This is a genomic window from Geobacillus sp. B4113_201601 (genome assembly GCF_001587475.1).
GTDB classification, from domain to species: domain Bacteria; phylum Bacillota; class Bacilli; order Bacillales; family Anoxybacillaceae; genus Geobacillus; species Geobacillus icigianus.
In genome coordinates this window covers 36,354-59,876 of sequence record NZ_LQYX01000047.1, presented here as the reverse complement: position 1 = coordinate 59,876, position 23,523 = coordinate 36,354, and the positions used below count along the sequence as shown (strand labels likewise).

At 54.5% G+C, this 23,523-nt stretch carries 27 protein-coding genes and 1 riboswitch; of the genes, 22 read left to right on the top strand and 5 right to left on the bottom strand.

The genetic code is table 11. From position 1 onward, the window contains the following. The first annotated feature begins 66 nt into the window (after positions 1-66). The 3 genes from B4113_RS21145 to B4113_RS07505 all read left to right on the top strand — a co-directional run bounded on the left by B4113_RS21145 (position 67) and on the right by B4113_RS07505 (position 4,205). Positions 67-267, top strand: a complete 201-nt coding sequence (locus tag B4113_RS21145; RefSeq protein WP_061912379.1) for an imm11 family protein — start codon at positions 67-69, stop codon at positions 265-267. A gap of 380 nt (positions 268-647) precedes the next feature. After that, positions 648-2,585: an ATP-dependent DNA helicase gene (locus B4113_RS07510; RefSeq protein WP_033843969.1), complete on the top strand. Its 1,938-nt coding sequence runs from the start codon at positions 648-650 to the stop codon at positions 2,583-2,585. 117 nt (positions 2,586-2,702) lie between these two features. After that, positions 2,703-4,205 carry a carboxypeptidase M32 gene (locus B4113_RS07505; RefSeq protein WP_033843967.1) on the top strand — a complete coding sequence of 501 codons (1,503 nt, stop codon included), beginning with the start codon at positions 2,703-2,705 and terminating at the stop codon, positions 4,203-4,205. Between the two features lie 257 nt (positions 4,206-4,462). On the opposite strand, the gene B4113_RS07500 is transcribed toward B4113_RS07505, so the two are convergent. From B4113_RS07500 to B4113_RS07490, 3 genes are read right to left on the bottom strand one after another with little or no spacing between them, the layout of a single operon-like run. Continuing rightward, complete coding sequence (locus tag B4113_RS07500; protein ID WP_033843966.1) at positions 4,463-6,112, bottom strand: b(o/a)3-type cytochrome-c oxidase subunit 1; 1,650 nt, start codon at positions 6,110-6,112, stop codon at positions 4,463-4,465. Position 6,113: 1 nt separating this feature from the next. After that, positions 6,114-6,584 carry a cytochrome c oxidase subunit II gene (locus B4113_RS07495; protein WP_033843965.1) on the bottom strand — a complete coding sequence of 157 codons (471 nt, stop codon included), beginning with the start codon at positions 6,582-6,584 and terminating at the stop codon, positions 6,114-6,116. A gap of 21 nt (positions 6,585-6,605) precedes the next feature. Continuing rightward, complete coding sequence (locus B4113_RS07490; protein ID WP_033843963.1) at positions 6,606-6,764, bottom strand: cytochrome c oxidase subunit 2A; 159 nt, start codon at positions 6,762-6,764, stop codon at positions 6,606-6,608. A 383-nt stretch (positions 6,765-7,147) separates the two neighbouring features. Further along, a riboswitch (purine riboswitch) is annotated at positions 7,148-7,249 on the top strand. A gap of 118 nt (positions 7,250-7,367) precedes the next feature. Here B4113_RS07490 and B4113_RS07485 point away from each other — a divergent pair. The 17 genes from B4113_RS07485 to B4113_RS07415 all read left to right on the top strand — a co-directional run bounded on the left by B4113_RS07485 (position 7,368) and on the right by B4113_RS07415 (position 20,769). After that, entirely contained in the window at positions 7,368-7,955 is a 588-nt protein-coding gene (locus B4113_RS07485) for a xanthine phosphoribosyltransferase (protein WP_033843962.1), read from the top strand. Continuing rightward, entirely contained in the window at positions 7,952-9,259 is a 1,308-nt protein-coding gene (locus B4113_RS07480) for a nucleobase:cation symporter-2 family protein (RefSeq protein WP_033843961.1), read from the top strand. The genes B4113_RS07485 and B4113_RS07480 overlap by 4 nt, the downstream gene beginning before the upstream one ends. Positions 9,260-9,414: 155 nt before the next feature. Continuing rightward, complete coding sequence (locus B4113_RS07475; RefSeq protein WP_033843959.1) at positions 9,415-10,215, top strand: hypothetical protein; 801 nt, start codon at positions 9,415-9,417, stop codon at positions 10,213-10,215. Between the two features lie 208 nt (positions 10,216-10,423). After that, entirely contained in the window at positions 10,424-11,491 is a 1,068-nt protein-coding gene (locus B4113_RS07470) for a type III polyketide synthase (RefSeq protein WP_033843958.1), read from the top strand. After that, the gene (locus B4113_RS07465; protein WP_033844927.1) at positions 11,488-12,066 is read left to right on the top strand and encodes an isoprenylcysteine carboxyl methyltransferase family protein; all 579 of its coding nucleotides are present in this window, start codon (positions 11,488-11,490) and stop codon (positions 12,064-12,066) included. The genes B4113_RS07470 and B4113_RS07465 overlap by 4 nt, the downstream gene beginning before the upstream one ends. Positions 12,067-12,224: 158 nt before the next feature. Next, a complete protein-coding gene (locus B4113_RS07460; RefSeq protein ID WP_033843957.1) occupies positions 12,225-15,980 on the top strand; it encodes a dynamin family protein in 3,756 nt (1,251 codons plus the stop codon). Beyond that, a complete protein-coding gene (locus tag B4113_RS07455; RefSeq protein WP_033843956.1) occupies positions 15,977-16,162 on the top strand; it encodes a hypothetical protein in 186 nt (61 codons plus the stop codon). Before B4113_RS07460 ends, B4113_RS07455 begins: the two co-directional genes overlap by 4 nt. Then, positions 16,162-16,467 carry a YpbS family protein gene (locus B4113_RS07450; protein WP_051962699.1) on the top strand — a complete coding sequence of 102 codons (306 nt, stop codon included), beginning with the start codon at positions 16,162-16,164 and terminating at the stop codon, positions 16,465-16,467. The genes B4113_RS07455 and B4113_RS07450 overlap by 1 nt, the downstream gene beginning before the upstream one ends. Before the next feature lie 472 nt (positions 16,468-16,939). Beyond that, positions 16,940-17,788: a sulfurtransferase gene (locus tag B4113_RS07445; RefSeq protein ID WP_033843955.1), complete on the top strand. Its 849-nt coding sequence runs from the start codon at positions 16,940-16,942 to the stop codon at positions 17,786-17,788. A gap of 218 nt (positions 17,789-18,006) precedes the next feature. Beyond that, on the top strand, positions 18,007-18,156 hold the full coding sequence (locus tag B4113_RS20090) for a hypothetical protein (protein WP_172418546.1): 150 nt from the start codon (positions 18,007-18,009) through the stop codon (positions 18,154-18,156). A gap of 112 nt (positions 18,157-18,268) precedes the next feature. Then, entirely contained in the window at positions 18,269-18,790 is a 522-nt protein-coding gene (locus tag B4113_RS07440) for a TlpA disulfide reductase family protein (RefSeq protein WP_033021406.1), read from the top strand. Positions 18,791-18,912: 122 nt separating this feature from the next. Next, the gene (locus B4113_RS18660; RefSeq protein WP_081897221.1) at positions 18,913-19,044 is read left to right on the top strand and encodes an FbpB family small basic protein; all 132 of its coding nucleotides are present in this window, start codon (positions 18,913-18,915) and stop codon (positions 19,042-19,044) included. Positions 19,045-19,099: 55 nt separating this feature from the next. Beyond that, the gene (locus B4113_RS07435) at positions 19,100-19,243 is read left to right on the top strand and encodes an acid-soluble spore protein N (protein ID WP_011231056.1); all 144 of its coding nucleotides are present in this window, start codon (positions 19,100-19,102) and stop codon (positions 19,241-19,243) included. 29 nt (positions 19,244-19,272) lie between these two features. Continuing rightward, complete coding sequence (tlp, locus tag B4113_RS07430) at positions 19,273-19,500, top strand: small acid-soluble spore protein Tlp (RefSeq protein WP_033021407.1); 228 nt, start codon at positions 19,273-19,275, stop codon at positions 19,498-19,500. Between the two features lie 119 nt (positions 19,501-19,619). After that, positions 19,620-20,036, top strand: coding sequence for a thioesterase family protein (locus tag B4113_RS07425; RefSeq protein ID WP_033021409.1), 417 nt, complete (start codon positions 19,620-19,622; stop codon positions 20,034-20,036). A 14-nt stretch (positions 20,037-20,050) separates the two neighbouring features. Continuing rightward, a complete protein-coding gene (locus tag B4113_RS07420) occupies positions 20,051-20,365 on the top strand; it encodes a hypothetical protein (RefSeq protein WP_033021411.1) in 315 nt (104 codons plus the stop codon). Beyond that, positions 20,362-20,769: a hotdog fold thioesterase gene (locus B4113_RS07415; RefSeq protein ID WP_033021412.1), complete on the top strand. Its 408-nt coding sequence runs from the start codon at positions 20,362-20,364 to the stop codon at positions 20,767-20,769. Before B4113_RS07420 ends, B4113_RS07415 begins: the two co-directional genes overlap by 4 nt. Positions 20,770-20,793: 24 nt before the next feature. On the opposite strand, the gene B4113_RS07410 is transcribed toward B4113_RS07415, so the two are convergent. Continuing rightward, the gene (locus tag B4113_RS07410) at positions 20,794-21,084 is read right to left on the bottom strand and encodes a HesB/YadR/YfhF family protein (RefSeq protein WP_033021414.1); all 291 of its coding nucleotides are present in this window, start codon (positions 21,082-21,084) and stop codon (positions 20,794-20,796) included. 172 nt (positions 21,085-21,256) lie between these two features. Here B4113_RS07410 and B4113_RS20085 point away from each other — a divergent pair, with 172 nt between their 5' ends. Both B4113_RS20085 and B4113_RS07405 read left to right on the top strand, forming a co-directional pair. Beyond that, complete coding sequence (locus B4113_RS20085; RefSeq protein WP_165570942.1) at positions 21,257-21,403, top strand: hypothetical protein; 147 nt, start codon at positions 21,257-21,259, stop codon at positions 21,401-21,403. 358 nt (positions 21,404-21,761) lie between these two features. Next, a complete protein-coding gene (locus B4113_RS07405; protein ID WP_033021416.1) occupies positions 21,762-22,700 on the top strand; it encodes a magnesium transporter CorA family protein in 939 nt (312 codons plus the stop codon). A gap of 175 nt (positions 22,701-22,875) precedes the next feature. Here B4113_RS07405 and B4113_RS07400 read toward each other — a convergent pair whose 3' ends face one another. Continuing rightward, complete coding sequence (locus B4113_RS07400) at positions 22,876-23,469, bottom strand: DUF502 domain-containing protein (protein ID WP_033843952.1); 594 nt, start codon at positions 23,467-23,469, stop codon at positions 22,876-22,878. Positions 23,470-23,523: the final 54 nt, after the last annotated feature.

Genomic DNA, 23,523 nt, shown 5'->3' with positions numbered 1-23,523 from the left:
TCCCATTGATGTGATCAAAAAACAGCTCCATGTCGCCTAAGGGGTCCCCTGTTTGTCTCTTAGGGAATGGAAATTATTGTAATGAAAAATGCTCATCTACAGTATAGTATAAAAAAATATGCTTTATGTAAGGAGGCGATACAATCAAAGCATATTATTAAACTCAAGGGTGATGAAATTCCAATATTCATATCAGAAGAACTTAGAGAATTAATAGAGAAAAATAATATAACAGGATGTGATTTTTTAGAAGTTAAAGTAATCTAAATATAACCCGTGGTGCTAGTTGAACGCTACTAGAATCAATTGTAGCGAGCTTTTCACATCTTTGCATCAAGAATGGTTATAAATTAAGGGCGTATCAATATAGTGATGGAGGCAATGGTCATGGAATAGTATGGGCTATACCTGTTGATAAAGAGCCACCAGATCCAATAGAGTGCGAGCGTTTCGATGGCCATTTTCTGACTGCACCGAAACCACCCTTTGCTTGGCTAGATTTCATGCAAGCTCATGTGCTTTCGTTGACTTCTTGACGGCTATCCATCATAATATTATTTTGTTACCGGAAATGAGGCGCGCAACAAAAGTGTTGCGCGCTTATGCATGATGACGCGGGAGTTTATGCCAATTGGAGGGGTGCGGCGATGAGCCATCAGCGTTATCCGTTTGCGTTGGAAAAAAACGAGAATTTTTTTGATAAACTCAGCCAATGGATCGGCGATGTTTTTTATGATATTTTGCCGGAAGCCGGTTTTGAGCTGCGCGATGAGCAAATTTATATGGCGTTTCAACTCGAGCGGGCGTTTCGCGAGAAAAAGGTGATTTTTGCCGAAGCGGGAGTCGGGACGGGGAAAACGATCGTTTATTTGCTGTATGCGATTTGCTACGCCCGTTATACCGGTAAACCGGCTATCATTGCTTGCGCCGACGAAACGTTGATTGAGCAGCTCGTCAAAAAAGAAGGCGATATTGCCAAACTGTCCGAGGTGCTCGGGTTGGACATTGACGTTCGGCTTGCCAAGTCGCCGGATCAATATTTATGTTTGAATAAATTGGAAGAAGTAACGACATACCTCGATGAGGACATCGAACTGTATGAGCAAATTTATGACGAGCTTCCCGCGTTCGTTCATGACTATCAACCGATGCAGTCGTTTTACCGCTATGGCGACCGAAAGGAATACGCCCACCTTACCGACGAGCAGTGGAAAAAAATCGCTTGGGATCCGTTTCAAGACTGTTTCACGTGCGAGAAGCGGCATCGCTGCGGCCAGACGCTTTGGCGCGACTATTACCGGAAAGCGGCCGATTTGATCGTCTGCTCGCACGATTTTTATATGGAACACGTGTGGACGTATGAGGCGCGTCGGCGGGAAGGCCAGCTGCCGCTCTTGCCGGAAGCGAGCTGTGTGGTGTTTGATGAGGGTCACTTGCTTGAATTTGCCGCGCAAAAGGCGTTGACTTATCGAATGAAAGAGACGACGCTTGAGACGCTGCTCACACGGCTTCTTGAAAACGACATCCGCGAAGAGCTCGCTTATGCCATTGAAGAAGCGCTCGCGGCGAGCAGCCGCTTTTTTGCTGAGTTGAAGGCGTGCGCGAAGGATGTCCCCGGTTCGAATCGAAAGGAAATTGTCTCGTCGCCTAAGCTTCAGCAATGGGCGAAGAAGTTGCGTAGTAAAATTGTGGAAATCGGCAACGAGCTCGTGTTTGAGAGCGAAACGTATACGATCGACCATTACCAGCTCAACATCGTGGATGAATATTTGGATCAAATTCAGTACTCGCTTGATCTGTTTTTAACGAACACCGATGCCATCACGTGGCTTGAATCGTCGCGTCACGAGGCGACGTTTGTCGTCATGCCGCGCACGGTTCAGGAAGTGTTGCGCGAAAAAGTGTTCAGCAAACGCATGCCGTTTGTCTTTTCATCGGCAACCCTATCAAACGGAAAATCGTTCGAATATATCGCGCAAAGTTTAGGCATCGATGACTACTTGTCGTTCAGCGTGCCGTCGCCGTTTGATTATGACGAACAGATGGCGATTTATATGCCGACGTTTCGCGCGGACGAGACGCTGTTTGCCAAAAAGTATGAGTATGCGCTCAACAAGCTGCGCGAAACCGGAGGGCGGGCGCTCCTTTTGTTCCCGACGCGCGAGGAGCTGCTCGAGTTTAAGGAAGCGGCTGCCGGCGAACCGTTTTCGTTTTTGTTTGAAGGCGACCGCGAAATTAGCGATTTGGTCGCTGAGTTTCAGCGCAACGAAGAGACGGTGCTTTGTTCGGAACATTTATGGGAAGGGCTGGACATCCCGGGACCGTCGCTTTCAAACGTCATCATTTGGTCGCTGCCATATCCGCCGAACGATCCGGTGTTTCAGGCGAAGCGAAAAGCGTATCGCAATCCATTTTGGGACGTCGATGTGCCGTATATGTTGCTTCGCCTTCGCCAAGGGGTCGGACGGCTCATCCGCACGCGCGACGACCGCGGCCTCGTTTCCATTTTCATCACCGATCGGGAAGATGGACGGGTTGTTGCATCGATCAAAGACGTGTTGCCGACAACGGTGAGGGAGGAATGAAGTTCCTCCTTTTTCTTTTTCGTTTAGCGAAAGATTTTTCCGCTTGCGGCAGGAAAAACGACTTGTCTTATGGAAGTAAATAGCTGGCCATCAAATCAACAGGGGGACTTGAACGACATGAAGCAAATCGAAGAGCAGTTTTTGCGATATGTGAAAAAAATGATGAGCTACCGCGAAGCGATTGGCCTCATGTACTGGGATTTGCGGACGGGCGCTCCGAAAAAAGGGGTGGAGCAGCGGTCGGAAGTGATCGGCATGCTTTCGGAAGAAGTGTTTCACATGTCGACATCGGAAGAAATGGCGGCGTTTATCGCCAAGCTGTCGCCACAGGGCGTTTACGAACAGCTTGATGAAGTGACGCAGCGCACTCTCGATGAGTGCAAAAAGGAATATGAGCGCAATAAAAAAATTCCCGCCGATGAGTATAAGGAATACGTCATTCTTTGTTCCAAAGCGGAAAGCGTTTGGGAGGAGGCGAAGGCAACCGCTGACTTCGCGCTGTTTCGGCCGTATTTGGAGCGCATCGTCGAGTTTCAGCGCCGCTTTATCAGCTATTTGGGATATGAAGAGCATCCATACAACACGCTGCTCGATCAGTATGAGCCGGGCATGACGGTCGAGCTGCTTGACGGATTGTTTGGCCAGTTGCGCGAACGCATCGTTCCGCTTGTGCAGGTGGTTTCCTCAGCGCCGGACAAGCCGGACACGTCGTTTTTGTTCGCTCCGTTTCCGAAAGAAAAACAGCGCGCCTTTTTGCTGGAGCTGCTTGTGGAGCTCGGTTACGATTTTGGCAAAGGGCGGCTTGATGAGACGGTCCACCCGTTTGCGATCGGGCTGAATCCGAACGATGTTCGGATTACGACGCGTTACGACGAGCGCGACTTCCGCACCGCGATTTTTGGCACGATCCATGAGTGCGGCCATGCGCTGTATGAGCAGCACATTTCCGAGGCGCTCACCGGCACGCCGCTGGCGAGCGGGGCGTCGATGGGCATTCATGAATCGCAGTCGCTCTTTTTTGAAAATATGATCGGGCGCCACTACGCGTTTTGGAAACGCAATTATCCGCGTCTCCAGCAATACGCGCCCGCCCAGTTTGCCGGCGTGTCTTTGGACGCGTTTTACCGGGCGATCAATGAAGCGAAGCCGTCGCTCATCCGCATTGAAGCCGACGAATTGACGTATCCGCTTCATATCATCATTCGCTATGAAATCGAAAAACAGCTGTTTGCGGGTGAGCTGGAAGCGGCGGACTTGCCGGATGTCTGGAATGCGAAGTATGAACAGTATCTTGGCATCCGTCCGCACAATGATTCGGTCGGCGTGTTGCAGGACGTTCATTGGTCGGGCGGCAGCTTCGGCTATTTCCCGTCCTATGCGCTCGGCTATATGTATGCAGCGCAGTTGAAGCGGGCGATGGAGAAGGAGCTCGATTTCGCGCAGCTGCTTGAGGAAGGGACGATTGCGCCGATCCGTGAATGGCTGACGGACCGCATCCACCGATTCGGCAAAACGAAGAAGCCGCTCGACCTTGTGCGCGATGCGACGGGCGAACCGCTCAAAGCCGATGGCTTGATTCAATATTTAGAAGAAAAATATCAAGCGCTGTATCGGTTATAAAGTGGAGCGCGGCGGCAAACGGCCGGCTGAGCGCATCGAGGGTGTCCCAAAAGGACCGGGACGCCCTCTTTCGTTTCTATATATACGTACTGACTGTTTCCGCCGCACGATATGTTGTGCCTATCTTGAAAGAAGGAGACCTTTTGGGTCAGTCCCCATTTGGGTGAAGAACGAAAGGTCGGACTGATGAACGAAGTGCAGATCGGCGCAACGATCAAAGAGGGCGTCCCGCTGCCACTGGGAGACGCCCTCTTTTTTTACCATAGTTTGTATCCTTTCGACCCCGGCGGGGCGTTTTGAATAATGTCGATCAACGGCACCGTATAGGCGATCAAAATCAATGCAACGACAAGGCCGAGCCAAAGTTTCCAGTTTTCCAGCGCCAGCGCGGCTCGTTCCTGTGGGGCGGCCGCTTCGGCGACGGGAAATTCCGTTTCGCCTTTCGGGGCGAAAAACGCCAAATTGATGACGATGACGAGAATGAGAATGATGCCGATGAATAAGATCGTTCCACCAATCGCTTGTGCGATTTGATACGGAATCCATTCGAGCGCCTGCGGCGAATTGCCGTACGTTGAGAAGGCGGAACGTCTCGGTGCTCCAAGCAAGCCGGCCAAATGCATCGAACCGGACATAAACGTCATTCCAACGGCCCAAACGACCGTTTGTATGATGGCGAGCCGGTTCATCGCTTTCGTCATCACCCGGCCGGTCAAATGCGGGATGAGCCAGTACGACGCACCAAAAAACGTTAAGACGACTGTTGTTGCAATCGTTAAATGAAAATGGCCAGTCACCCAAATCGTGTTATGAACGACTTGGTTCAGCTGATGAGAAGCGTTGATGATCCCGCCGGTGCCAGCCGGAATGAAAAACAGCATCCCGACAAACGGCGCGAAAAAGCGCGCATCGCCCCACGGCAATTTCCGCAGCCACCCAAACAAGCCTTTGGCTCCTTGCGAACGGCCGTATGATTCAAACGTCGCAAACATGGCAAAGGCGGTCATGAGCGACGGAATGACGACCATAAACGTCAAGACGACTTGCACGTATTTCCAAAACGGCGAGATCCCCGGCTCGAGCAACTGATGGTGGAAGCCGACCGGAATTGAAAACAGCAAAAACAAGATAAACGCCAGCCGCGCGAGCGAATCAGAGAAAATTTTGCCGCCGATCACTTTCGGAATGACGGCGTACCAAACCATATACGCCGGCAGCAACCAGAAGTAAACGAGCGGATGACCGAAATACCAAAACAGCGTCCGGCTTAACAGCACGTTCACCCGGTCGGTGAGCCCGAGCGACCACGGAATGAGCTGAAAGACGACGGTCGCAGCGACGCCGAGCGTGCAGACGAGCCATAGCACCATGTTCGTCACCGACATAAACGCCAGCAACGGGCTCGCCTCGCCGCGGTGCGCTTTCCTCCAGCGCGCATAATGGGCAAATATCGCAAATCCGCTCACCCAGCTGCCGACAACGACAAGCGCCAAGCCGATATAAAAGCCGGCATGCGCTTGCAGGGGGGCGTAAAAGGTATATAGGACGGACGCTTTTCCCGTCAAGATGAAGAAGGCGCTCATGCCTGTGCCGATCGTCATCATCCAAAAGCCGATCCAGCCAAACCGGCGCGAACCGCTCGAAAGCGCTCCGGTCGTGCGGCTGACGGCGGCAAACTGAAAGCCGATAATGAAAAACGTTGTCAGCACAAGCCCGAGCAGGACGCCGTGCGTCGTTAAAATCGTATAATAGCTGATGCCGGCTGGCAGTTCAAACTTGCCGGAACGGACAAGCGTCTGCAATAAACCGGCCAGTCCTCCGAGCGCAAGGGCGGTAAAAGCAACAACCATATGTGCTAAGGCTAGTTTGGCGTCGCGTCGATCAACTTTTTCCAACGGTTGTACCATATTAATCCACCACCTTCATGCGCGCCGTCATCATATGGTGGCCGGCGCCGCAATATTCATTGCAAAGAATCGTATATTCGCCGGGCTGATCAAACGTCGTCGTCAAGCTGTTGATATAGCCGGGTTCAACCATCATGTTGATGTTGGTTCCCGGGATTTCAAACCCGTGGATCACATCCTTCGAGGTGACGTTGATCGTCACTTTCGCTCCTTTCGGAATTTCGATGGCATTTGGCGTAAAGGAAAACGCCGCGACGACGATGTTCAGTTCGTACTCGTTGTTTCCTTTTTTGACAAGCCCCGGCTGATTGAAGGGCGGGGTTGTGTCCACTTTCTCTGGATCGATCGTCGTCAGGCAGCTTGGCGGCTGCTGTCCGGAGGCGAAAGCGCTCACGCCGACGACGGTTAAAAAGACAACGAGACAGCCGATGCCAAACGTCAGCCAAATTTTTTCGTACTTGTGAATGTGCATCTCCAGTCCCTCCTTTGCCGCTTACAGGCGGTGCAAAAATAAAAAGTAGACGCTGACCCAAGCGAAAATGATGAAAAAGCCGAGCAAAAACACAGACGCTAGCGTGCCGCCGAGCGCCGGCTCTTTCTCGTTTTTTGGTTGCCGGATCGCCGCCGTCGGTTTGGTCGATTCTAGTTTCATGTTGCATCCCTCCTCTTTTTTGAATTCATCCCCCATCACATCGGTGAGGCAGGCGCGTCAACCGCGGATTTCCCTGCTTTGACACTATCATAACTGTAGAAAACAAAGGCAACAGTGACTTTTCTCACAAAAACGATGCGGGAAGTTTGAACAAATGGTGACGATTGTGAACAATGTATGAAAACGATGGACAGAAAAGCCACCACCGATGATGGTCCTTCGGTCGGGCGCGACTCGAAACGGTTTGAAATCAAAAACCGAAGCGTGGCTTCGTACCAACAAAGAGATAAAAGCGAATAATCTGTATTTTTTGTCCTTTAACGTTCGTCTTTTTTAGCAAAAAACGCTTCTCAACCGCCGCTGGTCATGGTATACTGCTAATAACTGAATCACGCTGACTCACTCATATAATCGCAAGAATACGGCTTGCGAGTCTCTACCAGCCGACCGTAAATCGGCTGACTATGAGTGGCAATGTCGGAAGGAAGGCGGCCATGGCCGCTTTGCGCCTTCGGTTTGCTGTTGGCTTAAAAGACATTGCCTGACTCATGGAATGAGTGAGGCCGGTGTTTTTTAAGCTTTTTTTATTGGGAGGGAATCGGTATGCGCGCATTGCTCGAGAAAATTGCCGCTGAAGGGGAGGTTGTCGCCGGCGGGGTGCTCAAAGTCGACCGCTTCTTAAACCACCAAGTCGACCCGCGATTAATGAAGCGGATCGGTGAGGAGTTCGCTAATCAGTTTCGCGGCGAGCGGCCGACAAAAGTATTGACGCTCGAGTCATCAGGCATCAGCCCGGCGCTTATGACGGCCTATGAACTCGCTGTTCCGCTTGTCGTTGCCCGCAAGCGGCGGCCGTTGACGATGACCGGTGAGGTGTATCGCGCGGAAGTGTATTCGTTTACGAAGCAGGAGGCCAACGAGATCGTCGTTTCCCGTTCACTGCTTGATGGCTTTGACCGGGTGCTCATTATCGACGACTTTTTAGCCAACGGCCAGGCGGCGCTCGGGATGGTGGAGGTCGTTCGTCAAGCGGGAGCGGCTGTCGTTGGCATCGGCATTGTCATTGAAAAAGCGTTTCAAGACGGCGGCCGGCTGCTTCGTTCGCGCGGACTTCGCGTCGTTTCGCTCGCCCGCATCGCTTCGCTTGCGGATGGCGTCATTCGATTTCACGAAGAGGTGATGAACGGATGAACATGAAATGGTGGCAAATCGGGTCATTAGGCATCCAGCACGTGTTAGCGATGTATGCGGGGGCGATCGTCGTCCCCCTTGTCGTCGGCGGCGCGCTTCGGCTGTCGGGGGAGCAGCTGACGTATTTAGTGGCCGTTGACCTATTGACATGCGGCATCGCGACGTTTTTACAAGTATGGAAAAATCGATGGGTTGGCATCGGTTTGCCGGTCATGCTTGGCTGTACGTTTACGGCGGTCGGGCCGATGATCGCCATCGGCGGACAATACGGAATGCCGGCCGTGTACGGGTCGATTCTTTGTGCCGGGCTTGTCGTCGTGTTGATCAGCCCGTATTTCGGCAAGCTGCGGGCGCTGTTTCCGCCGGTTGTCACCGGTTCCGTCGTCACGGTGATCGGCTTGACGCTCATCCCGGCAGCCGTGAACAATATGGCGGGCGGGCAAGGGGCGAAAGATTTCGGCGACCCGGCCAACTTGGTGTTGTCGTTTGGCGTGCTCGCGCTTATTGTTGTGCTCTATCGCTGCTTCAAAGGCTTTGTCCGTTCGATTGCTATTTTGCTTGGGATGGCCGTCGGCACTGCTGTCGCGGCGGCGATGGGAAAAGTGGACTGGACGGCCGTCGCCGCAGCGTCGTGGGTTCACCTGCCGCAGCCGTTTTATTTCGGCGTTCCGTCATTCCATGGCCCGGCCATCTTGACGATGGTGTTGGTCGCCATTGTCAGCCTCGTTGAATCGACCGGCGTCTACTTCGCTTTGTCTGACATTTGCCGCCGCCGGCTGACGGAAGAGGATTTGGCGGGCGGTTACCGCGCCGAAGGGCTGGCGATCATGATCGGTGGGCTGCTCAATGCGTTCCCGTATACGACATACTCGCAAAACGTCGGCCTTGTGCAGTTGTCGGGCGTGAAAACGCGAAACGTCATTTACGCCGCCGCTCTGTTTCTCATCTTGCTTGGATTTGTGCCGAAAATTGCGGCTGTCGCGACGATCATTCCAGCTCCAGTGCTTGGCGGAGCGATGCTCGCCATGTTTGGCATGGTCATCGCCTACGGCGTGAAAATGCTAAGCCACGTTGACTTGGCGGTGCAAGAAAACTTGCTCATTATCGCCTGCTCGATCGGCATCGGGCTCGGGGTGACGGCGGTGCCGAACTTGTTTGCCGAGCTCCCGGCTGGCCTCCGCATTTTGACCGACAGCGGCATCGTCGCCGGCAGCATGACCGCCATTCTCTTAAACGCTGTCTTCCATCTCGGCAGGGCGAGAAAATCAGCTGCTCTGCCGCTACAGGAACAAAAAATCTCGTAAACGTGTCAAGGTCATCGGTTTCGTCGCCTTCTTTGCTTCCCGCGATCAGCTTGGGAAGCAAAAAAGGCTTTTTTGTTGCGTGTCGATTTTTAAAGAAAAGAGTAGAAGACGGTGGAAGTGCGGTGATATAATGGAAAGGGAAAGGAGGTGAAACCGTGGACGAATGGGTGGTGCGCCTGTTTGACGAGCTGCGGCAAATGCGGGCGGAGATGGCAACGAAGGCCGACATCGCCCAAGCGAATGAGCGCATCGAGCGGCTTGAACAGACGATGACCACGGTGAAAGAAGACGTGGCGCAGACGAACGAACGCCTCGGGCAGCTGGAACAAACGGTGGTGGCCATGCGGGAGGATATGGCGTCTTTGGATGCGCGCGTCGGGCGTGTGGAAGAGCGCGTCGAGCATATGGATGCCCGTATGGGACGCATGGAGGAACGCGTTGAGCGCGTTGAGCAGACGATGGCGACGAAAGAAGACGTGGCGCAGACGAACGAACGCCTCGGGCAGCTGGAACAAACGGTGGTGGCCATGCGGGAGGATGTGGCGTCGTTGGATGCACGCGTCGGACGTATGGAAGAACGCGTTGAGCACACGGATGCCCGTATGGGGCGTATGGAAGAGCGCTTCGAGCACATGGATGCCCGTATGGGGCGTATGGAAGAGCGCTTCGAGCACATGGATGCCCGCATGGGACGTATAGAAGAACGCGTTGAGCGCGTCGAGCAGACGATGGCAACAAAGGAAGATGTCGCCGAATTGCCGTTTATTCGGCAAGCCGTTATGGAGACATTGGAGACGCTGCGAGACGTGTCAACGATCAAGCAAACCGTTGCCCAAATGCAGCAGAAAATCGATGAAATCATCACCGGACAAGCTAGGCAAGAGCTCGTTCTTCAATCCCTCGCGTTGCATCTGCTTGAGCATGAGAGTGAAATCCGCGCTTTGAAAGCGAAATAACGCTAAGCATCTCAGTTCATATCCTCACTTGAGTCCGTTTTCCTTCCCAAAAACAGGCCGGCTTTGTCCGCGCCTGTTTCTTCATGTGTCCTTCTTTTGGATGATCAGCGGTTTTCCAATCATAAGACGCACGGGATGCTTTTTGTCTGCATACGGTTTGCTTTTTTGCGCATCCTAAGCAAAAAGAGGAACAAACTGAGGTGTTTGTATGCCGACCCTTTTATCGATCGGCACGGCAACGATGCCATATATCGTTTCCCAAGAAGAAGTGAAGCAGCATGTCGCCGGGCTGTTTGCCGGTCGCCTCGCGCGCGCCGAGCGACTGCTTCAGGCCTTTGACAACGGCGGCATTCGGACGCGCGCGTTTGTTCAGCCGCTTGCCTGGTACAGCACACCGCGCGGTTTCGGCGAGAAAAATGCTGTATATACGGATTGCGCCGTCCGCTACAGCGGCGAGGCAGCCAACAATTGCTTGCAGAACACTCCTGACGGCTCGGTTCCCCATGAGGCGATCGATGCGCTGTTTTACATCTCAACGACCGGACTGTCTACGCCGAGCATCGAGGCGCGGCTGATGAACGTGCTGCCGTTTTCTCCTTCCGTCGTGCGGGTGCCGGTTTGGGGGCTCGGCTGTGCGGGAGGAGCAGCGGGCCTTGCGCGGGCGGCCGATTATTGCCGGGCGTTTCCGAAGGCGAAGGCGCTTGTGATTGCCGCTGAGTTTTGCAGTTTGACATTTCAGGCGGATGACGTATCCAAAAGTAATGTGATCGGCACATCGCTTTTTTCCGACGGCGTGGCCTGCGTGCTTGTCGCCGGCGATGAAGCAGCGCCAAATAGCGGTGCGCCGCGCATCATCGCCGCCCGATCGGCGCTGATGCCCCGCTCGGAAGATGTGATGGGGTGGGAGATTCGCGATGAAGGGCTGTTTGTCGTCTTTTCAAAAGACATTCCGTCGATCGTCCGCGCATGGCTACGCCCGCAAGTGGAGTCGTTTTTGCAGGAGAACAGACTAGGGCTTCGCGACCTTCGCTATTTTATCGCCCACCCGGGCGGGAAAAAGGTGATGGAGGCGTATGAGGAAGCGTTCGGATTCGGCATGGAACAGACCAAGGCGGCCAGAGAGGTGTTGGCCCGATATGGCAATATGTCGTCAGCCACCGTTTATTTTGTGCTCGAGGAAGTGATGCGGCAGCCGCTTGCGCTCGGGTATGGGCTGCTCGTTGCCCTCGGCCCCGGCTTTAGCGCCGAGATGGTGCTGCTCAAATGGGAGGAATGATGATGCGGTTTGCCTTCGTGTTTTTTACGGTGGTCGGGATGCGTTTGGTTGAGCTTTGGCTTGCAAAACGGCACGAACGGTATGTGAAAGCGCTCGGAGCAAAAGAGGTGGGCGCCCGCCATTATCCGTGGATCGTGTTAATGCATGTGCTTTTTCTTTTGTCGCTGGCTGTCGAGGCGCTTCGAAAAGGCGCCCGCCCGTCGCGGCGCTGGCCGCTTTTGTTTCCACTCTTTCTCGCCGTTGAAGGGCTGCGCGTATGGACGATTTTGTCGCTCGGTCGCTTTTGGAATACGAAAATTTTGATTGTGCCCAACCGTCCGGTCGTGAAAAAAGGGCCATACCGGTGGATTCGTCATCCGAACTATGCGGTCGTCGTTTTGGAGATCGCGCTGCTGCCACTTTTGTTTCAGGCGCGATTGACGGCCGTTGTCTTTTCATTTCTTAATGCGTTGCTGCTGTTCGTTCGCATCAAAACAGAGGAGCGGGCGTTGGCGGCATTGACAGACTATCAGGAAGCGTTTCGCGCCCGGCCGCGCTTTTGGCCAAGCATCTCCCGAAGGTTGACGCCTTTCTAAAAAGATGGAGAAAAGCCCCCTTTTCCCTGTTGATCGATATTTTCATGCGCTCCCGCCTTGTTGATGGGCGGGATTTTTCGTTTTTCCTATTGGGAAACGGAACAAAATGCAGTAAAATGAATGTAAATGACATTGACGGAAACAAAGGGGTTTGAATCATGGGGAATGTTGCTGTTAGACCGCCGTCATTGCGGCCGTGGCTGGCGAAAATGATGAAGATGCATGAGCTGCTCCATCAAACGGGGGATTCAGATAATGCCAGTAAAGTGAAGCAGCTCATTGAAAAAACGGCGGCCGGGGAGCTCGTTGTCGCCTTTTGCGGCCATTTTTCCGCCGGCAAATCCAGCTTGATTAATGCGCTGCTCGGTGAGCCGCTATTGCCGTCGAGCCCGATTCCGACGAGCGCCAATCTTGTCAAAGTGAAGGCCGGCCGGGATTCTGTGCGCGTCTTTTATCGCCGCGAGGCGCCGGTGGAGTACGAACCGCCGTATGATCCGGACCTCATCCGCGCGCAATGCCGGGACGGGGAGACGATCGAGTGGATTGAAATCAGCTGTGAAACGGGCGCCATTCCGCCGGGCGTCGCCATCTTGGACACGCCGGGCATCGACTCGACGGACGACGCCCACCGGCTGGCGACGGAGTCGGCCCTCCATCTGGCGGATGTCATCTTTTATGTGATGGATTATAACCATGTCCAGGCGGAATTAAACGTTCAATTTACGAAACAGTTGACCGATGAAGGAAAAACGGTGTATTTGGTCATCAATCAAATTGACAAACATCGCGAAGAGGAGCTGCCATTCGCGGCGTTTCGCGCTTCGGTGGTCGAGGCGTTCCAACGCTGGGGGATCGAGGCGGCCGGACTGTTTTTCCTCTCGTTAAAAGCGCCGTCCCATCCGCACAGCGAGTGGCAGGCGTTGTCAAGTTGCTTGCGTCGGCTGTTTGCTGACAAGGATGAATGGCTCGTTCGCGGCGCTGAATCATCGTTGAAATGGATCGCCGCCCGCCATCTTGAGCAGTTGTGCGCTCAGCATGAGAAACTGGCGCAAGAGATGCAGGAGCGGTTTACCGCGCTTGGTGGGGGTGCAGGTGAGGCGGCCGCCGAAGAGCTTCATCGCTTGGAAGCCGAGCTTGCCGAGACGCAAACAGCGGCCGCGCGGCTGGAAGAGTCGGTTCGCACGGAGCTGGAGCGCGTGCTGCACAATGCTTATTTAATGCCGTTTGAAACGAGAGAGCGGGCCGGAGCGTACTTGGAAGCCATGCAGCCTAGCTTTAAGGTCGGATGGCTGTTTTCCAAGACGAAGACGGAAGAGGAGCGCAAACGGCGGTTGGCGGCGTTTTATGAGAGCGTGAAAGCACAGGCGACTGCGCAGATCGAATGGCATGTCCGCCAATTGCTGCTGCGGTTTGGACATGAGTGGGATGCCGATGCCGCCTGGCTTGGCAAGTGTCAACAGTGGACGGTGGAGTGGGATGAATCGCTGCTTGCAGGCCTCGTCAAACACGGAACGGATTCGCGCGGTGCGGCGCTGTTGAATTATACCGATGATGTCGCGGCGGCGCTCAAAAAACGGTACCGCGACTCAGCGCTCGCTTTGGTGGCGGAGCTTGGGGAACAAACGGCCAACCGGGCGGCCGAGCAAATCGCGGCATTGCGTGTCAAGTTGTCGGCAGCGCGCGAAAAAGCGGAGCTCGCCGCTCATTTGGCCCGCCTTGAAGCGGAGCGGGAAGAGCGGCGGCGCATGCTCGAGCAGCTGCTCGTCGCCCCCACCCCGAACGATGGCCAAACGCTCGATGAAAAACAGCTGGCTATGCTGACTGCTGCCCCTTCGTTCCAGAAGGTGCGCCATGCCGAGGCGGCGGTGCGGCCGCATGAGCCGCGGGAGGCCATGAATCGTGTTTCCGAAGAGCAAGCGCTCAGTCAGAAAAGAGCGGCCGGCAGCCGGGCGGCGCGAGAACGGGACGATTTCTCGCGGGCGCGGCCTGTCGGACAAAAACTGCGAAGCGAAGAAGCGGCCGAGCGGCTGGAGGCGGCGGCCGCTTGGCTCGAGCGGTCCGAACTGCTTGCTCGTTTTGCCAGCCCCCTGCGCGTCAAAGCGCGGCGGCTCCGTGAGCGCTCGTTTACGGTCGCTTTGTTTGGTGCTTTCAGCGCCGGTAAATCGTCGCTCGCCAACGCCTTGCTCGGCGCGCCGCTTTTGCCTTCATCGCCCAATCCGACCACCGCTGCCATCAGCAAAATCGCGCCGCCTGACGAAGAGCATCCGCACGGAATGGCGGTGGTCAACGTCAAAAGCGAGCGGCAAATGTGGGACGATGTTCAAACATCGCTCCGCCAGTTTGGACTAAAGGCCGCTACATGGGAGGAGGCGCTTCGCCTGTGCGCCCGCCTCGCCGAATCCGGAGCCATGCATCCGGCGCAAAAGCCGCACCTCGCCTTTTTGGCGGCCGTCGCGGCCGGTTATAAACGGATGGGTGGCCAGCTCGGCGCGGCGTTGTCGGTCGGCTTTGACGAATTAGAGCGGTATGTTGCGGATGAGGCGGTATCGTGTTTCTTAGACGAGGTCGTCCTGTATGTCGATTGCCCGCTCACCCGCCAAGGGGTGACGCTTGTCGATACGCCGGGGGTCGATTCGCTCAACGCCCGGCATACCGGAGTGGCGTTCCATTATATGAAGAATGCCGATGCGCTGCTGTTTGTGACGTACTACAACCACGCCTTTTCGAAAGCGGATCGCGAATTTTTGCTTCAGCTTGGGCGCGTTAAGGATGCGTTTTCCCTTGACAAAATGTTTTTTGTCATTAATGCCGCTGATTTGGCTCAGTCGCGGGAGGAGCTCGATGCGGTCGTCTCCTATATGAACAGCGAACTCGCCCGCTTCGGCATCCGTTTTCCGCGCCTTTATGCGCTCTCGAGCCGCATGGCGCTGGCGGAGAAAACCGGGGCGGGACCCGTGCCGCACGACGTTTTGGCGGATTCAGGGCTGCCCGCTTTTGAGGCCGACTTTTTCCGCTTCTTGACCGAAGAGCTGGCCGAAGTGGCGGTCGAGAGCGCCTGCGCCGAGCTTGCGCGGGCGCATCAGGCAGCCGCGGAGTACGCTCGGGCTGCTGGACAGAGTGAGGCGGAAAAAGCGGAGAAACAACAAATGCTCGGGCGCCTTCGCGAAGAGATGCAGGCGCTGCTCGCCGGCGCCGATGACGCCCACGGCCGGCAAGCGCTCCGCCAAGAGGTGGAGGAGCTGCTCTATTACGTGAAACAGCGCGTGTTCCTGCGCTTGAACGATCTGTTTAAGGAAGCGTTCCATCCATCGGTGCTCCGCGACGGCCAAGGGCCGATGCGCCAAGTGCTTGCGCGCTGTCTTGACGAGCTGCTTGCGGCGGTCGGCTTTGATTTGGCGCAGGAGATGAGGGCGACAAGCTTGCGGGTAGAGTCCTTTTTGCGCAAGCGGCTGGATGAGCAGTTTGCCCGTCTTGGCCGTGAGCTTCGAAGCCTCGATCCGTCAGTGGCTCTTACGCCGCCGGAAACGGCTGTTTTTGCGGCGCCGGAGTTCGCCACCGCCCTTAGCGATGTGGATCGGGCGCGGTTTGCCAAGGCGCTTTCGCTCTATAAAAACGCCAAATCGTTTTTTGAACGCGATGAAAAGCGGCGGATGAAAGAGGAAATCGAAACCGCGCTCATGGAGCCGGTCGATCAGTATTTGGCCGAGCAAAAAGAGCGGCTCGTCTCCGCTTATGGTGAGCAATACGAGACGGCCGTCGCCGCGTTGGCCGCCGCGCTCGCTGACCAAGTCGACAGCTATATGGACGGTTGGATGGCGGCGCTCGCCAACAGGGGGGACGGTGAGACGCTCCGCCGCATCGAAGCGGCGCTTCGCCGTCTTCTTCCCGTTCAAAGCGAGGAGGCGCAGCCATGAACCGGTTTCACGCTTGTACGACATGCATCCACTACGGCATCGAAAAACGGGCCGATGGGCTCTACACGTATTGCCGCCGGCTTGGCTATGCGACGAAACCGAACTACCGGTTCAACTGTTGGACACCGAAACCGAACGTCAAGCGGTTGATGGAAAAAGAAGCAGGAAAGGACGAGAGCTAGTGAGCGAAGTGCATCAGGCGATTACCGCCCACGTACAAAAACAGCATGCCGTCTTGAAAAAGTTTTCCATGCTCGATGCCGAGCGCGAGCGGCATATCGAAGAAGCGGTCGAGCGCTGCCGCCGCGGCGAGCCGTTTACGGTCGAGCTGATCAATGAAGTGACGAAACAAATGAACGAACTGGCCAAAGGCGGTCTCGTGCCGGTGCGCCGGTATGTGACGCCGGAAATGGTGCGCGACTATGTGAGCCGGCTGGAAGGGAAACGGCCGCCACAAGGGAACAGAGAAGACGGCCAGCACGCTTGAGCCTAGAAGGTTGGTGAAAAACAGCGATCGCCCCTAGCTCACGGCGGATGACATGAAACGAAAAGCCGATGTCATAAAGTTTCTCCATTTGAGAAACAAGGCGGTGAGGCAACTGACACCTTTCATCACCGACCTTCTAGAAGATTGGTGAAAAACGGTTGCTTCTTTTGAGCAATGGGGGATCGTTTGAAAGGCGACCCTGATGCGACAAGGCTTTTCGATTTGAGAAACGGGCTTGATCAGCGGCTTGCTCCCTTCAATCACCAGCCTCCTAGAAAGTCGTTGAACAACGGCCGTTTCCCTCTCATCGGTGAGGGAACGTGCGAAACAAAGGATCGATGCTGCCAAATGGTTCGATTTGAAAAACGAGAATGGGAAGCTACCCGTTCCCTTCCATCAGCGTCCGACTGACGCGCCCAAAGCGCGTAAGCAAGTGGGAGCGGCAGGCAAAACGAAAAGGGGGAGAAAAACAATGGCGTCGCTCGTTTCCCACGAATGGCTGCATGCCCATTTGTCCGAAGAAACCGTTCGGATTCTTGATTGTCGATTTTGGCTCGGCGCCCCGTCCAAAGGCGCCTCGGCTTACCGGGACGATCATATTCCCGGTGCAGTGTATATCGATTTGGAGCGCGATTTGTCCGGTCCGGTGGCGGAGCACGGCGGCCGCCATCCGCTGCCATCGGCCGAGCAAGCGGCGGCTGTGTTTGGCCGCGCCGGCATCGATGAAACGATGACGGTCGTTGCCTACGATGACCAAGATGGAGCGATGGCCGCGCGCTGTTGGTGGCTGCTTCGCTATTTCGGCCATGAGCGCGTTTACGTGTTAGACGGCAATTACAGCGAGTGGAAAAAGAAAGGCCATCCGGTGACGGACGGCATTCCTGCCGTAGCGCCGCGGCGGTTTCAACCGCGGCCTGACCGGTCATGGCTGGCGACGGTTGAGGATGTGCGCACCGCTGTGCGCGATCGCTCGGCTGTGCTGATCGATTCGCGCGAGTGGAAGCGGTACATCGGTTTGGAAGAGCCGATCGACCGGGTGGCTGGCCGCATTCCTGGGGCGGTGCATCGGTTTTGGAAAGATGGGGTGGCAGAAGGCGGCTACTGGAAACGCCCAGATGAGCAAGCGGCGCGCTTTGCTGATCTTGACCGCGAGACACCGCTGATCGTCTACTGCGGTTCCGGTGTCACCGCCTGTCCGAACGTGCTCGCTTTAAAGGAAGCCGGTTACCGCAACGTCCGGCTGTATGTCGGCAGTTTCAGCGATTGGATTTCCTATCCGAACCACCCGGTCGAAACGGGTGATCCTTCCTCTTCAGCATAGACGTTTTTCAAGCGGATGCCAATGGCCTTGAAGGCAAAGTATGGTCAATAGATCGTCGTCAAAGAGCCGTTGAAACGGGCAGGACATCTTGAAGGCGAAGGATCGGAATCAATACGTGTTTTTCAAGCGTCGAGCTAGGGGCACCGTGGTCTCGTGCATCATTTTTCTCCGGCGGGCGATACTATGTGTGAACCGACGGAACAAGAGGAGGAGAGCGCATGGGCCGGACAAAGCTTGGCAATGCGAATGCCCAACGGAATAACAACGCGAAAAAGAAAAACGACTTTAATGAATGGACGAGCGAATTCGCTTCCTACGCCGAAGTGGAAGCGGAAAAAATGAAAAATGACCATCAAAACATCCGGTAACGACGAGGGCGCCCCCCTCGTTTTTTGTCGTAGGCAGCAACGTTGGCAAAGACAAACGTATGTGCTATAATGAAGGCCAGAACGGCGAAGACGCCGGCCGGGAGGGAAAAGCGTGCGAAAGTGGTTCGTCCTATTGCTATTTTTGGCGGTTGCCGGCTATGGCCTTTGGAACGCGATGGCCGCCGGCAAAACGAACGAAGCGGTTGCTGCCGGCCCGAGGGTAGGCCACCCGGCCCCCGACTTGGCGCTGCCGACGCTTGGCGGTGAGCCGGTCAAACTTTCCGCTTGGCGCGGCAAAGCGGTCGTTCTTAACTTTTGGACGTCATGGTGTCCGCCATGCAAAGAAGAAATGCCGGAACTCGAAAAGTTTTACAAACAGCATGGCCACGAAGTCGCGGTGCTGGCGGTCCATTTGACTACGCGAGATACGCTCGATAACGCCGAGCGATTTGCGAAAAGCAGGAACTTGACGTTGCCAGTCGCCTTGGATGTCCGCGGCGAGGCGTTTTATCATTATCGAGTCCAGACCATTCCGACAACGTATATCATCGACCCGAACGGCGTCATCCGGAAAAAGATCGTCGGCCCGGTGACGGCAGCTCGGCTCGAGAACGCGACAGCGCTCTTTCGTTGACCAATCAACGGCGACGGACAGCGCTTTTTTTCATGCGCCACTATTTTTCAAAAAGTTGTCATAATTTTTATCTTTTTTGGGCATGAATAAGATTACAATAAAAGTGAGGGGAGGTTGAAGCGATGAGACGATCCCGCAAAATGACTCTCCAAGAATTGATCAGCGAGAACAAACGGCAGTTATTGAACGATCGGGAAGCGCTCGAAAAAATCGAGAAAAGGCTGGAAGAGCGGATGCTCAAAAAAGCAGAATAACCCATGCATAGCGGTTCTCCGGGCGGACAGACTAGATGGCGAGGAGGCGAACAAGATGAGCAATCCGAAAGGAAGCCGAAAACATTTCGTGCCGAACCATATCGGCACACAGCCTCGCGCCGCTGGGGGAAACAAAGGCAAACAAATGCAGGACCAATCCGGCCAGCACGCCCAAGTGATTCAGACGAAGGGTGAATAGGGCAAACTCGCGTGAAGGAGGAAGCGTCCATGCCACGTCCGAAACCGGATGACCGCAGCGATAATGTGGAAAAGCTGCAAGAAATGGTGCAACATACGATCGAGAATATGGAAAAAGCCGAGGAAACGATGCAGTTTGCTTCGCCGGAGGAACGGAAGAAGATTGCGGAGAAAAACCGCCGCCGCGAGGAAGCGATCGCGGCGATGCGCGCGGAAATTAAGGACGAAGCTGCTGCGCGGGAACACGGCTACCAATAAACGAAATGAAGCCGCCTTGATTTGGGCGGCTTTGTTTTTTCATTTGCCGGCTTGAGCCAACGAACGGATGAGTGGTAACATGAAAGAAGAGCCCGGCAAAAAATGGAGGGAGAACAAACGTGAAGGTGGTAGAAAAACAAATCGAAGTGCGCTATGCGGAAACGGATCAAATGGGCGTCGTTTACCATGCGAACTACTTAGTTTGGATGGAAGTCGGGCGCACAGAACTGATCAAACAGCTTGGCTTCCATTACGCGGAGATGGAGAAAGAAGGAATTATTTCGCCGGTCATCGATTTGCAAGTGTCGTACAAAAAACCGCTTCACTACGGGGAGACGGCGACCGTCCGCACGTGGATCGACGCTTATGACGGCATCCGCGTCACGTACGGCTACGAAATTCTCGCTCCGGACGGCGAAGTGGCCGTCACCGGCAAGTCGCAACACGTTTGCGTCAAGCGCGAGACGTTTCGACCGATTGTGATCCGCAAATATTTTCCCGCTTGGCACGAAGCGTACGAGCGGGCGAAGCGGTAAAGGGGTGCGGTGCGATGGCGTTTGGCATCCGCCGTCATGAGCTTGAGGCGTGGAAAGAGAAAGTGAAGCGCGGCGAGATCGCCTTTTTGACCCATTATTGGTATGACGAGCGGTTTCCCGATTGTACGACGGTGACGAAAGTCGGCTGCGCCGATATCGCTCAGCTGACCGCTTGGGGGCGGCAATACGGGCTGAAAGAAGAGTGGATCGACCGGCGCGGCGAGTTTCCGCATTTCGACTTGCTCGGCGAGACGCAAAGGCGCGTGTTGCGGCAAGAAGGACGGCTGTTTGAACTCGAACGATTCACGAAACGGGGGAAAAAGAGATGATCGATTTGACCGCTGTGAAGGAAATGGCGAAACATACGTTGATCGATACGCTCGGCATCGAACTGGTCGAGCTTGGCGAAGGCCGCGTCGTTGCGACGATGCCGGTCGACCAGCGCACGCACCAGCCGGCCGGGCTGTTGCATGGCGGCGCCTCGGTCGCGCTCGCTGAAACGGTGGCGAGCATCGGTGCGTATGCGCTTGTCGATCCGCAAACAGAAAACGTCGTTGGGTTGGAAATTAATGCCAACCACGTTCGCGCCGTCCGCAGCGGAACGGTGACGGCGACGGGAACAGTGCTGCACCGCGGCCGGACGACGATGGTGTGGGATATACGCATCACCGACGAACAAGGGCAGCTCGTCTGCGTCTCCCGCTGCACGATCGCCATCATTCGAAAAAGCTAGCGCCAAGGCTAGCTTTTTCCTCGTTTATTGGAGCAGAAATACCGGCTCATCGCCTGTTTCGTCCAAATCGACCGTCAAATCGCGCCCGTCAAAATACCATTGGTCGCTGTCATCGACAAAAAAGGTCACGCCATCAATCGTCGTCTGTGCGGCTGGCTCTCCGGCTGGCTCATCTTTCGCCATGCCGAGCGAAAAGCCTTTTTGCACGGTGCCGCATCCTCCGTAGCGGGCGAAAAAGCGAATCGCATCGCCCGGCTTCAATCCGAGCTCCCGCTTGTACCAGTCAAACGCCTTTTTCGTGATCACAATGTTCATAGCTTCCCCTCCTCACGTTTATTATAAGCGAATAAACACCAGCCGGTAAAACGATGAACATTGGCTGACAATGTCAGCGGCCCCTTTCCACAAAGTGGCGGCCTTTTGCCCTCAGGCGCGCGAGTAAAAAGGGCGATGAAGGCAAACAGTAAAAGCGAGGGAGGTGAGCGGGATGAATAAAAAACGACCATTTGCGCCAAGCTACGAATCCGACGGGGTGATGGGGAAAAACAGCAAAACACATCCGCACCGCTCGGAACGACAACCAACCGGCAAACAAGCGCCCGATTTTTTCAACACAACGCCATCGAGCGAATAACGAAGCGGGAACAACCGCTGTTTTTGATGAATAAAGTAGCTAGTAGGCTTAGCTTTGTCGGAATCGATTGGTTTCACAGTTTCGTTTTTGATGAATAAAGTAGCCAGTAGGCTGCTTTTTTTCATGGCAGCTACTATACAAATAGGCCGGTCCGCGTTATCATTATTTGAGGAACATGTTTTGAAAGGAGTGACGTTTTCGTATATGAGTAGTTCGAGTCTGAACGAACCAGAACCGGAATATAGCGGGGAACGCGGCCTGTTCCTTTTCCCGCCCGCTGCTCATCATACGAAAACGAGCTCCGGACGGAAAGGAAGAGGCGCCGCCTTCCTCGCGGGAAAAGGAGGAAGGATGCCAGATGATGAAAATGTATTTATCCGATGCCAGCGGCAAAATGCGGGAAATCGACCGGATTGAAAACGGCTGCTGGATCAATCTCGTCGCCCCGACGGAGGAAGAAATTCGTTACATCGCCCACCATTTGGACATTCCGATCGATTCGATCAAAGACGCGTTGGACGATGAAGAGCGGTCGCGCATCGAAAAAGAGGATAACCATGTATTGATTATCGTTGACATCCCGATTGTTGCTCACGATGAAGTCGACGGCCCGATGTATGAAACGATTCCAATCGGTATGATTATTACCAATACGTGCTTTATCACCGTTTGTTTGCAGGAGAATCCAATTTTCGAAGAGTTTTCAAAAAACAAAATCAAAAACTTTTACACGTTTATGAAAACGCGGTTCGCCTTGCAAATGCTCTACATGATTTCGACGTATTATTTGCGCTATTTGAAGCAAATCAACCGGCGCACGAGCGAAATCGAAAAAGAGCTGCACCAATCGATGAAAAACAAAGAGCTGTTTTCGCTTCTCAGCATGGAAAAAAGCTTGGTGTATTTCATGACATCGCTCAAAGCAAACAACATCGTCATGGAGCGGCTTTTGCGCCTCAACTATTTGCGCATGTACGAAGATGATCAAGATTTGCTGCAAGATGTCATTATCGAAAACAAGCAGGCGATCGAAATGGCGGAAGTGTACAGCAGCATTTTAAGCGGCATGATGGATGCGTTCGCCTCCGTCATCTCGAACAACTTAAACATCGTGATGAAGTTTTTGACTGCCATTACGATCGTCATTTCGTTGCCGACGATGGTGGCGAGTTTTTACGGCATGAACGTGCCGATTCCGTATCAACACTCTCCGTACGCCTTTTTGATCGCGATGGCGCTCGCTGGTTCGCTGTCGGCAGCAACGGCGTACGTCTTTTGGAAAAAGCGGTATTTTTGACGAACGAGCGGCTTTTCGTTGGTGCAGAGAGGGCGAAAAAGCGGCGCGAGCCTTTTACCGACATCGGGAAACATAAAGCGAGAAGCCGCTTTTCAGACAAATTTTTCAACGAAACAAAACGGTCGAGCGGCATGGCCAAGCATTGGCCGCTATGGAAGCAAAAACGGCTGCCCTGTCATTCGGGCAGCCGTTTTTGTTTGCGGGCCGCGACGCCGCCAGAGAGGATAAATTTCATCGCCTCTTCCGGTGCGATGTCGATGACTTCGACCTGCTCTTTCGGAACGAGAAGGGTAAGCCCGGCGACTTGAAATGTCTGTGGAATATAGACCGCCACATAATCGGCAAGCGGGTCGTGCCAGGCGCCGACATCGTCCATCGTAATAAAGCCAAGGCATTTCCAGCCGCTTTCGGGCACGGTAATAAGCACGACTTGCGAAAACGATCGTTTTTCCCCGACGAACGAAGCGATCGTATCTTTGGCGACCGAATAAACGGTTTTCATCAAAGGGATGCTTTCGAGCAGGCGGCCGGCCAATCGGATGAGGCGGCCGCTTACATATTGCGTCGACAGCCAGCCGCACACCGTGATGAGCGCCACCGTGGCGAGCAGGCCGAGTCCGGGGATATAACGGCCGTCCAAATACGGCCGCACATACTGGCCGAGCAGCCCGTCCAACATCGCAAACACTTTGTAGCATACATAGACGGCCAACAAAATCGGCACGATCGTCAGCATGCCGTTTACAAAATTTTTCATGAAAAAACGCATCGTTCTCCTCCCTTTCCCTTTCTTTCTCTCACCATACCAGTTTTTTTAAAGTTG

Coding starts and splice junctions, on each gene's coding strand:
- B4113_RS21145 (WP_061912379.1), top strand. CDS start 67: ATGGAAATTATTGTAATGAAAAATGCTCATCTACAGTATAGTATAAAA.
- B4113_RS07510 (WP_033843969.1), top strand. CDS start 648: ATGAGCCATCAGCGTTATCCGTTTGCGTTGGAAAAAAACGAGAATTTT.
- B4113_RS07505 (WP_033843967.1), top strand. CDS start 2,703: ATGAAGCAAATCGAAGAGCAGTTTTTGCGATATGTGAAAAAAATGATG.
- B4113_RS07500 (WP_033843966.1), bottom strand. CDS start 6,112: ATGGTACAACCGTTGGAAAAAGTTGATCGACGCGACGCCAAACTAGCC.
- B4113_RS07495 (WP_033843965.1), bottom strand. CDS start 6,584: ATGCACATTCACAAGTACGAAAAAATTTGGCTGACGTTTGGCATCGGC.
- B4113_RS07490 (WP_033843963.1), bottom strand. CDS start 6,764: ATGAAACTAGAATCGACCAAACCGACGGCGGCGATCCGGCAACCAAAA.
- B4113_RS07485 (WP_033843962.1), top strand. CDS start 7,368: ATGCGCGCATTGCTCGAGAAAATTGCCGCTGAAGGGGAGGTTGTCGCC.
- B4113_RS07480 (WP_033843961.1), top strand. CDS start 7,952: ATGAACATGAAATGGTGGCAAATCGGGTCATTAGGCATCCAGCACGTG.
- B4113_RS07470 (WP_033843958.1), top strand. CDS start 10,424: ATGCCGACCCTTTTATCGATCGGCACGGCAACGATGCCATATATCGTT.
- B4113_RS07465 (WP_033844927.1), top strand. CDS start 11,488: ATGATGATGCGGTTTGCCTTCGTGTTTTTTACGGTGGTCGGGATGCGT.
- B4113_RS07460 (WP_033843957.1), top strand. CDS start 12,225: ATGGGGAATGTTGCTGTTAGACCGCCGTCATTGCGGCCGTGGCTGGCG.
- B4113_RS07455 (WP_033843956.1), top strand. CDS start 15,977: ATGAACCGGTTTCACGCTTGTACGACATGCATCCACTACGGCATCGAA.
- B4113_RS07445 (WP_033843955.1), top strand. CDS start 16,940: ATGGCGTCGCTCGTTTCCCACGAATGGCTGCATGCCCATTTGTCCGAA.
- B4113_RS20090 (WP_172418546.1), top strand. CDS start 18,007: ATGGGCCGGACAAAGCTTGGCAATGCGAATGCCCAACGGAATAACAAC.
- B4113_RS18660 (WP_081897221.1), top strand. CDS start 18,913: ATGAGACGATCCCGCAAAATGACTCTCCAAGAATTGATCAGCGAGAAC.
- B4113_RS07435 (WP_011231056.1), top strand. CDS start 19,100: ATGAGCAATCCGAAAGGAAGCCGAAAACATTTCGTGCCGAACCATATC.
- tlp (WP_033021407.1), top strand. CDS start 19,273: ATGCCACGTCCGAAACCGGATGACCGCAGCGATAATGTGGAAAAGCTG.
- B4113_RS07420 (WP_033021411.1), top strand. CDS start 20,051: ATGGCGTTTGGCATCCGCCGTCATGAGCTTGAGGCGTGGAAAGAGAAA.
- B4113_RS07415 (WP_033021412.1), top strand. CDS start 20,362: ATGATCGATTTGACCGCTGTGAAGGAAATGGCGAAACATACGTTGATC.
- B4113_RS07410 (WP_033021414.1), bottom strand. CDS start 21,084: ATGAACATTGTGATCACGAAAAAGGCGTTTGACTGGTACAAGCGGGAG.
- B4113_RS20085 (WP_165570942.1), top strand. CDS start 21,257: ATGAATAAAAAACGACCATTTGCGCCAAGCTACGAATCCGACGGGGTG.
- B4113_RS07405 (WP_033021416.1), top strand. CDS start 21,762: ATGATGAAAATGTATTTATCCGATGCCAGCGGCAAAATGCGGGAAATC.
- B4113_RS07400 (WP_033843952.1), bottom strand. CDS start 23,469: ATGCGTTTTTTCATGAAAAATTTTGTAAACGGCATGCTGACGATCGTG.